This is a genomic window from Sodaliphilus pleomorphus, assembly GCF_009676955.1.
Classification (GTDB): Bacteria; Bacteroidota; Bacteroidia; order Bacteroidales; family Muribaculaceae; genus Sodaliphilus; species Sodaliphilus pleomorphus.
Genome location: NZ_CP045696.1, coordinates 945,038 through 960,313, shown reverse-complemented (window position 1 = coordinate 960,313; position 15,276 = coordinate 945,038). Strand labels below are relative to the sequence as shown.

Annotated in this window: 12 protein-coding genes; 5 read left to right on the top strand and 7 right to left on the bottom strand. The window is 55.9% G+C overall.

The window, feature by feature from the left end; all coding sequences use genetic code 11:
- Positions 1-6: 6 nt before the first annotated feature.
- Complete coding sequence (locus tag GF423_RS03950) at positions 7-507, bottom strand: hypothetical protein (protein ID WP_154327159.1); 501 nt, start codon at positions 505-507, stop codon at positions 7-9.
- 1,010 nt (positions 508-1,517) lie between these two features.
- On the opposite strand from GF423_RS03950, the gene GF423_RS03945 reads away from it, so the two are divergent.
- The 5 genes from GF423_RS03945 to GF423_RS03925 all read left to right on the top strand — a co-directional run bounded on the left by GF423_RS03945 (position 1,518) and on the right by GF423_RS03925 (position 10,314).
- Positions 1,518-1,760, top strand: a complete 243-nt coding sequence (locus GF423_RS03945; RefSeq protein WP_154327158.1) for a hypothetical protein — start codon at positions 1,518-1,520, stop codon at positions 1,758-1,760.
- A 246-nt stretch (positions 1,761-2,006) separates the two neighbouring features.
- Positions 2,007-3,224 carry a lipoprotein N-acyltransferase Lnb domain-containing protein gene (locus tag GF423_RS03940; protein WP_154538230.1) on the top strand — a complete coding sequence of 406 codons (1,218 nt, stop codon included), beginning with the start codon at positions 2,007-2,009 and terminating at the stop codon, positions 3,222-3,224.
- The gene (locus tag GF423_RS03935; protein WP_154327156.1) at positions 3,211-3,612 is read left to right on the top strand and encodes a hypothetical protein; all 402 of its coding nucleotides are present in this window, start codon (positions 3,211-3,213) and stop codon (positions 3,610-3,612) included. Before GF423_RS03940 ends, GF423_RS03935 begins: the two co-directional genes overlap by 14 nt.
- A gap of 158 nt (positions 3,613-3,770) precedes the next feature.
- Positions 3,771-7,151: a preprotein translocase subunit SecA gene (gene secA, locus GF423_RS03930; protein ID WP_154327155.1), complete on the top strand. Its 3,381-nt coding sequence runs from the start codon at positions 3,771-3,773 to the stop codon at positions 7,149-7,151.
- 238 nt (positions 7,152-7,389) lie between these two features.
- A complete protein-coding gene (locus GF423_RS03925; protein WP_154327154.1) occupies positions 7,390-10,314 on the top strand; it encodes a M16 family metallopeptidase in 2,925 nt (974 codons plus the stop codon).
- Between the two features lie 131 nt (positions 10,315-10,445).
- On the opposite strand, the gene GF423_RS03920 is transcribed toward GF423_RS03925, so the two are convergent.
- The 6 genes from GF423_RS03920 to GF423_RS03895 all read right to left on the bottom strand — a co-directional run bounded on the left by GF423_RS03920 (position 10,446) and on the right by GF423_RS03895 (position 15,196).
- Positions 10,446-11,165 carry an SIMPL domain-containing protein gene (locus tag GF423_RS03920; RefSeq protein ID WP_154327153.1) on the bottom strand — a complete coding sequence of 240 codons (720 nt, stop codon included), beginning with the start codon at positions 11,163-11,165 and terminating at the stop codon, positions 10,446-10,448.
- Positions 11,166-11,343: 178 nt separating this feature from the next.
- Complete coding sequence (locus GF423_RS03915; protein ID WP_154327152.1) at positions 11,344-12,564, bottom strand: DUF3843 family protein; 1,221 nt, start codon at positions 12,562-12,564, stop codon at positions 11,344-11,346.
- A 156-nt stretch (positions 12,565-12,720) separates the two neighbouring features.
- Entirely contained in the window at positions 12,721-13,293 is a 573-nt protein-coding gene (locus tag GF423_RS03910; RefSeq protein ID WP_154327151.1) for a hypothetical protein, read from the bottom strand.
- Positions 13,294-13,430: 137 nt separating this feature from the next.
- Positions 13,431-13,940: an OmpH/Skp family outer membrane protein gene (locus GF423_RS03905; RefSeq protein ID WP_154327150.1), complete on the bottom strand. Its 510-nt coding sequence runs from the start codon at positions 13,938-13,940 to the stop codon at positions 13,431-13,433.
- Positions 13,941-14,112: 172 nt separating this feature from the next.
- Complete coding sequence (locus tag GF423_RS03900) at positions 14,113-14,616, bottom strand: OmpH/Skp family outer membrane protein (protein WP_154327149.1); 504 nt, start codon at positions 14,614-14,616, stop codon at positions 14,113-14,115.
- A gap of 70 nt (positions 14,617-14,686) precedes the next feature.
- On the bottom strand, positions 14,687-15,196 hold the full coding sequence (locus GF423_RS03895; protein WP_154327148.1) for an OmpH/Skp family outer membrane protein: 510 nt from the start codon (positions 15,194-15,196) through the stop codon (positions 14,687-14,689).
- Between the last annotated feature and the right edge of the window lie 80 nt (positions 15,197-15,276).

Genomic DNA, 15,276 nt, shown 5'->3' with positions numbered 1-15,276 from the left:
CTTCTATTATATTGTGAGTTCGTTTTCGGCGGCTATGCTCACGGCTGTGTCGTAGAGCAATGTGAATAGCAGGAGTATCAGCGGGGTTACTATCAGGTTACTGCCGAAGCTGATCTGCCTGCTGCCGAAAAGAATGGATAGGTTGGACGAGAAAAGTTCGAAAAAGAAGCTTACACACGTGATAGCCCACAGCGTGATCGTGCTTTTGTGCGAGAACAGCCTCTTCGACTTGATTCCTTTCATGCAATTCACCACAAGAATAAATGCCAATGCTATCAGCACGAGCGACGACGCCATGTAGCCTATGATCTCCACACGCTGTATTGTGAGCGCTTTCAAGTCGGCAGCCCAGGCCAAGCGGCCTATTTGCGAGCCCAGCCCTATGTTTATGTCTATGAGGTCGGTCCACCGCAATAACTGTAATAAAACGAGCACTGCCCATCCTGCCAATATCACCAGAACGGCATAGCAGGCACTGGTGAGTATCTTCTTTTTGTTGCTGTTCATCTTTCGATTGTCTTATTTTGTTTATGTGTTGATGCAAAATTAAGAAGATGATATTAAAAAACAATATCTATTTATCGTTTTACGACAAAATTAACATTCATTAAACTTTCATGGATTGACCATGCCTGCTATTTTCGGTGTTAATAAAATCTTAAGTGCATCAAATTTTCTTTCAATCCATAATTTTGGCTGTATTCATGTCTTTTTCTTATAATTTATGTATTTATACTCATATATATGGTAAAAATAGCTCGTGTCTCGGCTTGGGTTGTGGACATTTTTTTGTTGTGGTAGAGCTACCTATAGGTTTTATCCTAAAAATATGTTGATAAATAATAATGAAGATTTACTAACATTAAATATGACTAAAAAACAGGCGATTTTATGCATTGGTGTTGAGATAAATGAGAAGTTCATGTATATTTGTAGTCGACTGGTGAGCTGCCGAGAGGACTTGTGCGAGCCTTGGTTCCACGGCCGTCGAGGCGGGCTGCACACCGGTGAGCAGGCTTTTGCCCTGCGTTGTTGCTGCGCATGATGGCTCGATGTGCTATCACACAGCAGCGCGACTGCAGCGGTGGCGGGGCAGGAGAGCAGCGCTGCCACGAGTCTTTGGCGGCCAGCGAGGATCCCTGTCTTGGACGATGCTCGATGTGCGCCTCTCATGTGAGTGGCACGCGACCCCCAAAGTGGCAACGATAGTTTTTAGGATTTTAAGAGTACTTGTACATATGTTTTTTTTATTTTAAGATAGACTTTTTTAAGCAGTAAGTAAATTATAATGTAGTTTTTGCTTTTCAGCTCTGTCGCGACGACAGGGCTGATTTTTTTTCGTGCAATGCCGCCATGGTTGGAGAGATCGGGCATGGACTTGGTTGAGAATCGGCGCCTGGAAGATTAGAAGTTTCTAATAAAAACGGTATCAATTTATTAGATATTTCTAATGTAAACAAGCTGTTCTAAAATAGAACAGTTTATTCGACATTTAGACCTACCCAAAAAAGAGTATTGTGCTTATTTTTGTAGCAGAAAAAATCTTAGAATTCATTTTTTTAGTATTCAAAATTGGTAATTTAAATAAGAGTTATGAATTCCGGCTTTGTCGTGATGACACGGTCGGTTTTTTGTGCGCGTGCACGCGCGATGTTGCAGTGGCACGCCTGTGTGATTTGGGCATGTTGGGTGGCCTGGGTGCGGGCAAGCGAAAGGGTAATAAAAAAAAAAGCCCTGCTCGTCACGAGTGGGACTTTTGAATTTTATGAATAGAATCTGTATAGAAAAGTGCAATATTTATATTGCTGTCCTAATTGTTTTGCTCTGCAAAGATAACACATTTCTTGAAAACAACAACAATTCTGGAGCGTTAATTTCAAAAAAAATTGGTCTAATTGCACTTTTTTCTTAATTTTGCGAAAAATAAGGTCGTTTAGACCATTTTAGTTGCCATTTGAAATACTGGCAAGGAAATGGTTTTTGAATGAAATATTGTTTATTTCGAAGTGAAGCAATCTTGTAAGGTATACCTGTTGTCGCTCTTTTTGGCACTTCAATCGCTGCTGGCAGTCTCCCAGGTGAGCACGGCAGGGGTTGCCCGCGCTGGCGATGTGCAGGTGAGCCTGGTCACGATATATCCAGGAAGCAATCTTTATGAAATCTACGGCCACACCGAGTTGCGTGTGACCGACAGCTTGAGCGACACCTATTACAACTACGGGCTCTTCGACTTCAACGCCCCTCACTTTGTATACCGCTTTGTGGCTGGCCACACCGACTACATGTGCGGCGGCCTGCCGGGCTATGTGGCCCTGAGGGAGTATATGGGCTCGGGGCGCAAGGTGGTGGAACAGGTGCTCAACCTCACTGCTGACCAGGCCCGGCAGGTGCGCCAGTTGCTTGCTCTCAATTGCCTGCCGCAGAATGCCACCTACCGCTACAAGTTCTTGAGCGACAACTGTGCCACGCGGCCGCGCGACATCATCGAGCGGGTGCTGGGCAAGTCGCTGCACTACCACATCGCTGCGGGCGAGAAACAAGAGACCTACCGCGACATCATGTCGCACTACAACGGCAACTACCCGTGGGAGGCCTTCGGCATCGACCTGGCCCTGGGGCTCAGTGCCGACACGGTCATCAGCTACCGGCAGAAGCTGTTCATTCCCATGCATCTCATGAGTGCTGTGGCGTCAGCCACGGTCGACCGCCCAGGCGGCGGCCAGGAGCCGCTGGTCACGGCCACGCGCGTGCTCAACCCTGGCAGCGACCAGGGCACGGTGTTGCCGCCCACCCCCTGGTGGGCCACGCCGCTCGCGCTGGCAGTGCTGCTGCTGGCGGCCGTGTGCTATGCCACATGGCGCGACCTGCGGCGTGGCAGGTTGTCGCGCCTGTGCGACAGCGTGCTCTTTCTCGCCTATGGCCTGGCAGGCTGCATTGTGTATTTCCTGATATTTGTTTCCACCCACGAGTCGACCTCGCCCAACCTCGACGGCCTGTGGCTGCACCCGTTCTACCTGCTGCCGGCGGTGATGGTGTGGGTGCCCAGGTGGCGCAAGCCCCTGCTGTGGCTGCACGGGGCCATGCTGGTTGAAATGGCAGTGTTCATGATTGTGGCACCATTTTTGCCACAACATTTCAACATCGCTTTCTACCCGCTCATGCTGGTGATAGTGCTGCGCTCGTTCAACTATGTAATGCTCAACCGCAACAATGCTTCACAATAGTCAAATCAATCGCCTGCTCACCTCGATAGTAGCATCGATGGTGGTGCTCTCGGCAGTGGCCACTGTCGAGGTGCAGCTGCCCCGGCACGAGGTGGAGGAGATTGCCTGCCGCCTGCGTGCCAGCTACAACGAGCTCATGAGCGACCGCGCCGGCCAGGAAGCGCTCAACAGGCTGCTGCGCCAGCAGTCGTCGCAACTCAAGCAAGAGACCAAGAAACATGTTGCCCACCACTGTGCCCACCAGGCCTCGAGCGCCTGCTGCACCGAGCTGGGCTATGTGGTGTGGGCAGCGCCGGTGGCGGCGTTGCAAGTGCCGGTGTGCGCGCCGAGCACGCCGGGCGTCGCCGCAAGCCCCATCAAGATAAGGGCCCCGGGCTATTCCATTTAAATTCATATACACCAACTTATTCAATCCAAACATTTTTTAGTAACTTTGCAACTCATTGGGGTTGCCCCATGTCCGTGTGTGTGTTTTCGCATGGCGGGCAGTGAGACACCGCCCGGTGAGTTTTGAAAAAAAGATAAAACAAGAAACTATAGTACAATATGAATCTTAATGGAATTTTAAAGTCGATATTCGGCAGCAAGAGCGAGCGCGACGTGAAGAAATTGAAGCCCACGCTCGACAAAATCAAGGCTATCTATCCCGAGATTTCCCAGCTGTCGAACGACCAGCTGCGTGAGCGCACACAAGAAATACGCCAGTCGATAGCACAGTATGTGCAGCCACAGCGCGACGAGATTGCCCGCATCAAGAGCGAGATCGAGACCCTCGACTACGAGCAGCGCGAGCCTCTGTGGGACAAAATCGACAAGCTCGAGAAGGAGGTGCTCGACCGCATCGAGGACAAGCTCAACGAGGTGCTGCCCGAGGTGTTTGCCATCGTCAAGGACACCGCCCGCCGCTTTGCCGAGAACGAGACCCTCGAGGTCACTGCCACCGACTTCGACCGCCAGCTTGCCGCCCAGGGCAAGGACTTCTTGCACATCGAGGGCGACAAGGCCATCTACCAGAACCACTGGATGGCCGGCGGCAACGAGGTCACGTGGGACATGGTGCACTACGACGTGCAGCTCATAGGCGGCATTGTGCTTCATCAGGGCAAGATTGCCGAGATGGCCACTGGCGAGGGCAAGACTCTGGTGGCCACGCTGCCTGTATTTCTCAACGCCCTTGCCGGCAACGGCGTGCACATGGTCACCGTCAACGACTACCTGGCCAAGCGTGACTCGGAGTGGATGGGCCCCCTCTATGAGTTCCACGGCATGAGCGTGGCTTGCATCGACAAGACCCGCCCCAACTCGCCCGAGCGCCGTGCTGCCTACAACTGCGACATCACCTTCGGCACCAACGCCGAGTTTGGCTTCGACTACCTGCGCGACAACATGGCCATGACGCCCGAAGACCTCGTGCAGCGCAGCCACAACTTTGCCATCGTCGACGAGGTCGACTCGGTGCTCATCGACGACGCCCGCACGCCCCTCATCATTTCGGGCCCTGTGCCCAACAAGACGGGCGACGAGATGTTTGACCAGTTCAAACCCAATGTGCAACGCGTCTACGAGGCTCAGCGCCGCTTGGTGACCTCGCTCCTGAGCGATGCCCGCAAGAAGATGGGCAGCGACGACCCCAAGGAGGCCGAGGAGGGCGTGCTGCTGCTCTATCGTGCTTTCAAGGGATTGCCCAAGTACAAGCCACTCATTAAGTTCCTCTCTGAGGAGGGCGTGAAGACCGCCATGCTCAAGACCGAGGCCCGCTACATGCAGGACAACAGCCGCGACATGCACATCGTGACCGATCCGCTCTACTTCATCATCGACGAGCAAAACAACACTGTCGAGCTCACCGACAAGGGCATCGACGTGCTCACCGAGGGTACCGACGACCCCAAGTTCTTTGTGCTGCCCGACATCGCCGCCGAGCTCTCGGAGGTGACCAACATGCCACTGTCCGACGACGAGAAAGTGGCCAAGCGCGACGAGCTGTTGCAGAACTACTCGCTCAAGGCCGAGCGCGTGCACACCGTGACACAGCTGCTCAAGGCCTACACCTTGTTTAACCGCGACGAGGAGTATATCGTCGACAACGAGAACAAGGTGAAAATCGTCGATGAGCAGACGGGCCGTGTCATGGAGGGCCGCCGCTACAGCGACGGCTTGCACCAGGCCATCGAGGCCAAGGAGGGCGTGAAGGTGGAAGCCGCCACGCAGACGTTTGCCACCATCACGTTGCAGAATTACTTCCGCATGTATCACAAGCTTGCCGGCATGACCGGTACGGCCGAGACCGAGGCGGGCGAGTTCTGGGAAATCTACAAGCTCGACGTGGTGACCATTCCCACCAACAAACCCGTGATACGCGACGACCAGCCCGACCGCGTCTACAAGACGGCCAAGGAGAAGTTCAACGCTGTGATCGATGAGATTGAGAAGATGCGCAACGCCGGCCGCCCCTGCCTGGTAGGTACCACCTCGGTCGACGTGAGCGAGATGCTGAGCCGCATGCTCAAGCTGCGCCACATCCCTCACCAGCTGCTCAACGCCAAGCCCGAGCGCACCGCTGTGGAAAGCGACATCGTGGCACAGGCCGGACAGCAGGACGAGAACGGCCTGGGCGTGGTCACCATTGCCACCAACATGGCTGGCCGTGGTACCGATATCAAGCTCTCGCCGGCTGTGAAAGAGGCTGGCGGCTTGGCCATCATAGGCACCGAGCGCCACGAGAGCCGTCGCGTCGACCGCCAGTTGCGCGGCCGTGCCGGCCGTCAGGGCGACCCGGGCAGTTCGGTGTTCTTCGTCTCGTTTGAAGACAAGGTCATGCGCCTCTTTGCCGGCGAGAAGACGGTGAAACTGCTCGACCGCCTGGGCTTGAAAGACGGCGAGGCCATCGAGTCGCCCATGGTGACCAAGAGCATCGAGAATGCTCAGAAGCGCGTCGAGGAGAACAACTTCGGCATTCGCAAGCACACGCTCGAGTATGACGACGTGGTCAATGCCCAGCGCAAGGTCATCTACACCCGTCGCCGCCATGCACTCATGGGTGAGCGCATAGGCATCGACATCATCAACACCATCTACGAGGCTGTCGAAGACGTAGTCAACAAGTTCAACGACGAGGAATACGAGGACTTCAAGATGCAGGTGCTCACCACCTTCGCCATCGAGCCCCAATTTGGCGATGACGAGTACCGCAAGATGGATGCCGGCGAGCGCGTCGACAAGCTCTACGACGAGGTCGTGGCAGGTTTCCGCCGCAAGACCGAGCGCCTGTGCGATGTGGCCTACCCCGTGATTAGCAACATCGTCGACCAGCAACGGGCCAGCGGTGCCGAGACGCCCACGGGTCTCATACGCGTGCCCATAGGCGACGGCCGACGCTTGTTTGGCATCGTGGTCGACATCAAGGAGGCCTACGAGAGCCAGTGCAAGTCGCTGGCCAAGGCCTGGCAGAAGGCTGTGTTGCTGCTCTCGATCGACGAGAACTGGAAGGTGCATCTGCGCGAGCTCGACCAGCTGCGCCAAAGCGTGCAGAATGCCAGCTACGAGCAGAAGGATCCTCTTGTCATTTACAAGGAGGAGGCTTTCCACCTCTTTGAGGGCATGCTGGCCGACCTCAACAACAAGGCTGTGTCGACCCTGATGCGTGGCGCCATTCCCGAGAGCGCCGGCGACCCCGACAGCGTGCAGCGTGCACCCGAGCCCGAGCGCAACGCTCAGCGCCAGCGCTACAATGCCAACCGCGGCGACGACGCACTGGAGGAAGCCCGCCGAGCCAACCAGGCAGCTGCCCAGTCGGCCAGCCGCAACCCACAGGCCCAGCGCCCCACAGCCCCTGTGCATGTGGGTCCCAAGATAGGACGCAACGACCCCTGCCCCTGCGGCAGCGGCAAGAAGTACAAGAACTGCCACGGCCGCGGCCTCGTGTAGAGCGAGCTGCACAAGGCCTGAGTCAGGCAAAATGAGATTTATATACAAGGAGCTGCCTCAGCACCGTTTCAGGTGCGAGGCAGCTCTCGTTTGTTCGCCCGGCCTTGGGCACCGCTCAACAAGCCAATATATATGATAAATTGTTGCAATAATGTGTAGAAAGGTTTATCTTTGCAACACTTGCACTCACTGTTTATATTTAAAATACATTATTCACCAATTTATAAAAACCTTTGCAATGAGAAAACGCAACAAAAAAATCATCATGCTGGCTGTGGCTGCCTTGATGGCAGCCGGCTCGGCACTTGCTGCCCCGCCCTACACCTACTCGACGGTGCCAGGCGATCCCTCGGGCACACGCATCTACACCCTGCCCAACGGGCTGAAGGTGTATTTGAGCGTCAACAAGGAGACGCCCCGCATCCAGACCAACATCGCTGTGCGCACCGGCAGCCGCAACGACCCTGCCGAGACCACTGGCCTGGCCCACTACCTGGAGCACTTGATGTTTAAGGGCACCAAGCGCTTCGGCACCACCGACTACAGCGCCGAGAAACCCTATCTCGACGACATAGAGCGCCGCTACGAGCACTACCGCACCCTCACCGACTCGGCACAGCGCCGCCAGGCCTATCACGAGATCGACTCGGTGTCGCAACTCGCTGCCCGCTACAACATTCCCAACGAGTACGACAAGCTCATGTCGTCGATAGGCGCGCAGGGCACCAATGCCTATACCAGCAACGACATGACCTGCTATGTCGAGGACATACCCAGCAACGAGGTCGACAACTGGGCCCGCGTCGAGGCCGACCGCTTCCAGAACATGGTGATACGCGGCTTCCACACCGAGCTCGAGGCCGTGTATGAGGAGTACAACATAGGCTTGGCCGACGATGGCCGAAAGAGCTATGACGCCATCAACCGCCTGCTCTATCCCACGCACCCCTACGGCACGCAGACCACCATTGGCACCCAGGCGCACTTGAAGAATCCCTCGATCACCAATATCAAAAACTACTTCAAGCGCTACTACGTGCCCAACAATGTGGCCATCTGCATGGCCGGCGACCTCGACCCCGACAAGGTCATCGCCACCATCGACCGCTACTTTGGCTCCTGGACCCCGAGTCCCGCGCTATCGCGCCCCGAGTATGCCCCCATGCGCCCCATCACGGCACCGGTCGATACCACTGTATACGGCATCGAGTCGGAATACCTGATGATGGGCTGGCGCCTGCCGGGTGCCTCCTCGCCCCAGTGCGACACGCTCAGTCTCATCTCGGGCCTGCTCTACAACGGCAAGGCCGGCCTCATCGACCTCGACTTGAACCAGGACATGAAGATGCAATGGGCAGGCTGCTTTGTCAGCGACCTCAACGACTACAGCACGTTTATGTTTGAGGGCTCCCCCAACAAGGGCCAAAGCCTTGAGCAAGTGCGCTCGCTGCTGCTTGCCGAAATCGACAAGCTGAAGCGTGGCGACTTCCCCGACGAGCTCATCAAGTCCTACATCAGCAACATGAAGCTCAACTACTACAAGGGCCTGCTCAGCAATTCGACCCGCGCCAATGCCATGGTCGACGCCTTCATCAACGGCAAGAGCTGGGAGAGCGTGGTGCACCGCATCGCCCGCCTCGAGGGCATCACCAAGCAGCAGGTCATGGCCTTTGCCACCCGCTACCTGGGCAACGACTATGCCACCGTGTTCAAGCGCCAGGGCGAGGACACCACACTCAAGAAAATCGACAAGCCTGCCATCACGGCCATTCCGGCCAACCGCGACCTTTCGAGCCCCTTCCTCAACGAGGTGAAAAATACTAAGGTGCCCGACATCGAGCCGCAATTTGTCGACTACAAGCGCGATGTGACCGACACCAAGACCAGCGCCGGCCTGCCGCTCGTGTACAAGCAAAACTGCCAGGACGGTCTCTTCAACCTGTGGTTCTACTACGACTTCGGTACCGAGGACAACAAAGAGCTCTCCTATGCCGCCGACTATCTCGACGTGATAGGCACTGCCACCAAGACGGCTGCCCAGGTCAAGCAAGCGTTCTACCAGCTCGCCTGCAACTATAGCGTGAGCGTGAGCGTCGACAAGGCCTACATCTCGCTGAGCGGTCTGTCGGAGAACATGCCCAAGGCCCTGGCCCTGCTCGAGGACGTGCTCAACCACGCCAAGGCCACGCCGCAAAGCTATGCATCCTATGTGAACGCAGTGGAGAAGAACCGCGACGACAACAAGAAGAACCAGCGAGCCAACTTCAGCGTTCTGGCCAGCTATGGCGTGTACGGGCCCTACAATGCCAACCGCAACATTTTCTCTGTAGCCCACTTGCGCGCACTCGACCCGCAGAAGCTCGTCGACGGGCTCAAGACGTTCGACAAGATGCAGCACACGGTGGTGTACTTCGGTCCCATGACCGTCAAGGAGCTGTCGAGCTGCCTGGCCAAGTACCACAAGACGCCCAAGCACCTTGCCCCCGTGCCGCAAGGCAAGCCCTACACCGAGCAGCCCAATCCGGCCACGACCGAGATTCTGGTGGCCCCCTACGAGGCCAAGAACATCTACATGCGCATGTATCACAACACGGGCCGCACCTTCGACTTGGCTACCGCCCCGGTGGCAGCAATGTTCAACAAGTACTTTGGCGGCGGCATGAACACCATCGTGTTCCAGGAGCTGCGCGAGAGCCGTGGCCTGGCCTACAATGCCTATGCTTACTACGACTTCTATCCCGAGGTGGGACACCCCATGACCTATTTCACCCACATCATTTCTCAAAACGACAAGATGATGGATTGCATCAAGGTCTTCAACCAGATTCTCGACACCATACCGCAGAGCCAGTCGGCCTTTGGCATTGCCAAGCAGAGCCTTACCAAGAGCCTGCAGAGCAAGCGCGTGACCCGCTCGAGCGTGCTGTGGAACTACATCTATCAGGCCAAGGAGCACCACCTGGCCCAGCCGCTCGACAAGACCGTGTACGAGGCCCTGCCGACACTCACCCTGCAAGATGTGGTCGACTTTGAGCAGCGCAACATGGCCCACAAGGTGTATCGCTATGTGATACTGGGCGATGAGAAAAACATCGACATGAAAGCCCTCGAGAAGCTGGGCACCGTGAAGCGCCTCACTACCGAAGAGATATTCAACTATTAACGCGCGTCGCCCGGGCTGGATCCCGGCCACCGCGTCACACACACACAAATAAAAAAGCAGATGCACTGCCATGGCGGCGCATCTGCTTTGTTTCGGTATGGGCCTCTTCACCCCGGGTGAGGGGGGGCGCGTCAGTCCTTGAGCGCGTAGGTGACGGTGGTGACCACGCGCAGGGTCTTGATCCACGGCGTGTTGCTGTCTCGGTCGTCGATCGAGAACTCACCCTGGTTGGCCGTTTCTATCTTGCCCAGCTCGCTGCCGCACTGCTTGGCAAACTGCACGGCGGTGCTGCGGGCGTTGGAGATAGCCTCGTGCATCATGGTGGGCTTCATCTTCATAAACGTGGTGAACTCGTAGGTGACCCCGCCGCCCGTGTCGTCGTAGCTCGAGGCATTGATCAGGGCCACGCCTTGCCCCATGAGCTCGCCCTGCCGGTTGATGATGCTGCGCACCAGGTCGACCTGCTTGCTCGACACGATGATGACCTGGGTGATGGTGTAGCGGCCGCTCTTTTCGTTGCCGCTGTAGTTGTTGGTGTTCTGGTCGCTCACCGTGGGCGGTGCCACGGCAATGTCGGCCGCGTTCACATTGTTGGTTTCCAAGAAGTGCAGCACGGTGGCCTTCTTGCTGCTCATCACCATGTGCAGCTCTTGCAGGTCGTCGCCGGTCTCCTTCAGGGTGATGGGCCAAGTCACATGGTTGGCCTTCACCTGGCGTTCCGAGAGTCCCTTCACGGTCACCTTGCGGTCTTTGTTCACATAGTTGTCGATGCCCGTTTTCAGGCACAGTCCCATTACAATGACTCCGGCAGCCAGAATGGCTGCTTCAAGAATCCAGCCTTTGAGTTTCATTGTTGCTTCGATTAAGTGTAAAAGAAATGATTGATTCTACTCATGTGCAGCAACGTGCCGTGGCAGTTCCTGCATGTCGCGTTTTGTTTTTCTCTCTTAGACACGCTGGAGCAGCCAGGGTTTAATGTCGGGCATGGCGATGTTGTGTTTTTTTTGTCCTATGGCGGTGGCAGGGGGCTTAGTCGTTGTAGTAGCCTTGCTGGTAGAGGCGCAGCAAGAAGTCCCAGTTGTCGTGCAACAGGCGGCCGGTGTCGTCGGCCGGCAGGGCGGCGTCGGGCAGCAGCCGGTGGGTGAAGGCATATTTCACCAGGTCGACGGGGCAGCGCCCCTGCTCGGTCACCAGCTTGTGACCCTCGCGGGCGGCCGCCTCGCGGTCGTAGAGGGCATTGGCCGGGTGGGCGATATACTGGGCCACGTCGTGGGCAATGAGCATGCCGCGGTTGCGGTTGACCAGCACCACAAAGTTGGCATACTTGCGCAGCTGCGGCATGATGTCGCCCTCGGCGTTCGACCAGCCCATGTGGTCGACCATCCACTGCTCCATCTCGTCGTAGCTGGCAAAGAAGGCAATGTCGCTGCCGCCGTTGGCAGCGATGAAGGCCGTGTAAAGCTTGTGGGGCTGTGCCGCGGCATCGGCGGGGTGGCGGTCGAGCTGCGGCCACTTGCCGGCGGCTATCATCGCTATCCACTCGCCCACGCTCAGCGAGAGCGGCCCGGTGGGGTTGTTGAGCATGGTGCGGTCTTCGAGGTCGTGTATCTTGCCGTCGAGGTCGCGAGGCTTGCTCTCGATGATGTCGCGGGCCTCTATCAAGTGGCGGGCCAGGGCTATCTTGGCGGCTGGCTTCATGAGGTAGCTGTCGTAGAACAACCAGTGGCTCAAGTCGTAGATGGCATTGGCATCGGCCACATCGTCGGGGTCGACACCCACGGCCAGGTTGTATTCTACCGGGTTGGGCGCCGTCTCATAGTTCTGGTCGAGCACCTTGTAGAAGAGGCGGGCCAGCCACTCGATGGCCGGGTCGAGCGGCGAGAGGGTGAAGTTCTCATAGCGTTGCCCCTCGATGGTGTACCATATCACAAAGCGCAGGTCGTCGACATTGAGCTCGTAGTCTACATAGTCGTCGGCACGCTTGTAAAAGGGCAGGGGAGTGCCGTAGAGCCGCTCGTGCATCATCACAAACGAGCGCCACAGCCCGGCATCGGCTATCACGTCCTGGTAGTAGCCCGTCACAGCCAGCACCACCGCCTTGCGCGTGCCCTCGGGCAGGTTCACAAAGCGGTGGCTGTTGTCCCACAGCTGCGCCAGTCGCAGGGCAATGCGCATGTAGAACTTGTCGGCCTCGGTCACCTTGGGGTTGTTGGGCTGCATCTTCATGAAGTCTTTTACTGTAATATCCATCTTCGTTCAGGTTTCCTTTTTTTTGATTGATGTGTTGAGAGCCTTGTAGGATGGCTCAAGTGCAAATTTAGTGATTTTTTCCACAACCACAGCGGAGCCACGTCAAGTTGCATTGTGGCTTGGCATGGCTCCGCTGTGGTTGCTGTTGCTGCTGCTCTACTGGGCAGTGACGGTGGCGTTGGCATCGGTCTGGGTGCTCTTGAGGTCGGGGGTGCCCACCTCGTAGACCAGCCGCACAAAGTAGCGCTCGCCGCTGGGCTCGGTCGAGAGCACCATGGTCACGTTGTTGCTGCTGGTGAAGTAGCAGTCGAGGCCGTTGACTACGGTCTTGATGAGGGTGTACTTCTCGTTGAGCACGCTGTAGAGTGCATGAGCAAAGTTCACGGCTTCGTCGCGCGAGAGGTCGCTGTTGAGAAAGGTGATGCTCGTGAACACGTTTTTCTTGTCAAACTGGAACATGACGGCGCTGAAGTTGAACCCCTTGAATGCGGCGTTCTGCACCACATAGGCGTCTTCATAGTCGATCACGTCGAGCTTGCGCGACTCGAGTGTCTTCTTCACGTCGCCTTGCTTGGTGATGTCGAGTGTGCAGCCGTAGAACTCGCTCGGCAGGGGTTCGGTTGCGTCGTGCTCGGTCGCCTCTTGCGGCTGGGCGGCTTTGTCTTGGGCCTGAGCCATGCCGGCAATCGAGAGCATGGCGATGAGCATGAGGGCTAATTTCTTTTTCATTGTCGTCGATCTTGTTTCTTTTATTTTGGGCGCTAAATTAGCTACAATTTTAAAATTAACAATGTTAAAACGATTAATTTGTGCTAAATGCCACAGTTTTTAAACATTACACGCCTCAAGTGTTAAAACAATTGTACTCATTGTAGCCCGAGTTTTGCTTTCACCTTGGCTGTGACGTCGACAGCGTCGGCACCGGCATACACGATGGTGCCCTTGCTCGAGTCGATGATGTAGGTGTAGCCCTCCTCGCTGCCCACGGTCTTGATGGCCTGGGCTATCTTGGCCTTGATGGGAGCGTTGAGTTCCTGCTCGCGCTTGGCCAGGTCGGCATCTGCTTGCTTCAAGAAGGCCTGTATCTTCTTGTCGCTTTCTTGTATTTCCTGCATGCGGCGTTCCTTGATGGTCGAGGGGGTGCCGGGGTCGAGGGCCTGGTAGTCGGCATACTTCTGGTTGAATTCCTTCTGCACGCTCTCATACTCGGCCTTGTACTGCTGCGACACGGCCTTGAGCTGGGCCTCGGCCTCCATCTTCTCGGGCATGGCGTTGTACACGGCCTCGACATCGACGGTGGCGACCTTGCTCTGTGCTGCCAGGCACAGCGGCGCGGCGGCTGCGAGCGCAATGATTGCTGTCTTTATTGCTGTCATAGTGTGAATACGGTTTTGTGTCGTTATCTTGCGGCAAAGGTACTAATTTTTTTCCTTTTACCGCCCCTCACTTGCCATGCGGCTGTGGATAAAAAAGCCAGAAGATGCGCTTGCATGTGTTGCATCTCCTGGCTGTGTTGTCATCTTGTGTCTTATTTACCTTGAGTGGCCGTTACTTGATGCCAAGCTCGGCCTTCACCTTGGCCGACACGTCCTCGAGGTTGGAACCCTTGTACATGAGGGCGCCTTCCATGAAGATGGCTGTGTAGCCGCCCTTGGCACCCACGCTCTGGATGGCATTGTTCAGCTTCTGCTCGATGGGGGCCATGAGGGTCTCCTGCTGTTTCTGCAGGTCGCTTTGGGCGGTCTGCTGGAAGTTTTGGAAGCGGGTCTGTATGTCTTGAATCTCCTTGCCTTTGGCCTCGAGCTGGGCTTCGGTAGCCTTGGCCTTGGTCAGGTCCTGGTATTCTTGCATCTTCTTGTCGTACTCGTCTTGCAGGGCCTTGGCCTGGGTTTGATACTTGTCGCTCACCGTCTTGATGGTGTTTTGCGCCGTGGCATAGTCGGGCATCACGTTGACGATTTCTTGCGGGTTGATCACGCCGAACTTAACGGCCTGGGCCGACATGAACATGGGGGCAGCAACTGCGACTACAAGTAAAATTTTCTTAAGCATAATCTTTCTGATTTTTTTATGTGTTTTATTGTTTTTAAGTTGTGATCTTGTGTGAGTGTGGGCCTGTCTCTCAATAGCCCAGCTTGGCAATTACGTCGTCGGTGACGTCGATGCGCGGCGACACGTAGATGGCGCCCTGGATGCTGGCGCGGTCAAAGATGACCTGGAAGCCGCGCTCCTCGCACACTTTCTTGCAGGCGTTGTAGATGTCGTCTTGTATGGGCTTGATGAGCGACTGCTGCTTCTTGAAGAGCTCGCCCTGGGGCCCGAAGTACTTGTACTTGAGCTGTGAGGCCTCTTTCTCCTTGGCCACGATGTCGGCCTCGCGCTTCTTCTTCTGCTCGTCGGTGAGAAACACCATGTCGCTCTGGTACTGCTTGTACATGGTGTCGCTCTCCTTCTCGAGGGCCTCCACTTCCTTCTGCCAGCGTTGTGAAATCTGGTTCAACTGCTCGTTTGCCATCTCATAGTTTGGGATTTTCTTCAAGATATATTCCTGGTCGATGAAGGCAAACTTCTGGGCGCTGGCGCTCACTGCAAGTGCCAGTGTCGCGGCTAAAAGTAATGCAATCTTTTTCATTGTGCTTCTTTATATATTTTTATGTTGTCAATTCTTGTCGTTAGACTCGGCACGAGGCCGATAGTTTAAACCGTCAGCCC

Coding starts and splice junctions, on each gene's coding strand:
- GF423_RS03895 (WP_154327148.1), bottom strand. CDS start 15,196: ATGAAAAAGATTGCATTACTTTTAGCCGCGACACTGGCACTTGCAGTG.
- secA (WP_154327155.1), top strand. CDS start 3,771: ATGAATCTTAATGGAATTTTAAAGTCGATATTCGGCAGCAAGAGCGAG.
- GF423_RS03905 (WP_154327150.1), bottom strand. CDS start 13,940: ATGACAGCAATAAAGACAGCAATCATTGCGCTCGCAGCCGCCGCGCCG.
- GF423_RS03920 (WP_154327153.1), bottom strand. CDS start 11,165: ATGAAACTCAAAGGCTGGATTCTTGAAGCAGCCATTCTGGCTGCCGGA.
- GF423_RS03910 (WP_154327151.1), bottom strand. CDS start 13,293: ATGAAAAAGAAATTAGCCCTCATGCTCATCGCCATGCTCTCGATTGCC.
- GF423_RS03900 (WP_154327149.1), bottom strand. CDS start 14,616: ATGCTTAAGAAAATTTTACTTGTAGTCGCAGTTGCTGCCCCCATGTTC.
- GF423_RS03915 (WP_154327152.1), bottom strand. CDS start 12,564: ATGGATATTACAGTAAAAGACTTCATGAAGATGCAGCCCAACAACCCC.
- GF423_RS03935 (WP_154327156.1), top strand. CDS start 3,211: ATGCTTCACAATAGTCAAATCAATCGCCTGCTCACCTCGATAGTAGCA.
- GF423_RS03925 (WP_154327154.1), top strand. CDS start 7,390: ATGAGAAAACGCAACAAAAAAATCATCATGCTGGCTGTGGCTGCCTTG.
- GF423_RS03950 (WP_154327159.1), bottom strand. CDS start 507: ATGAACAGCAACAAAAAGAAGATACTCACCAGTGCCTGCTATGCCGTT.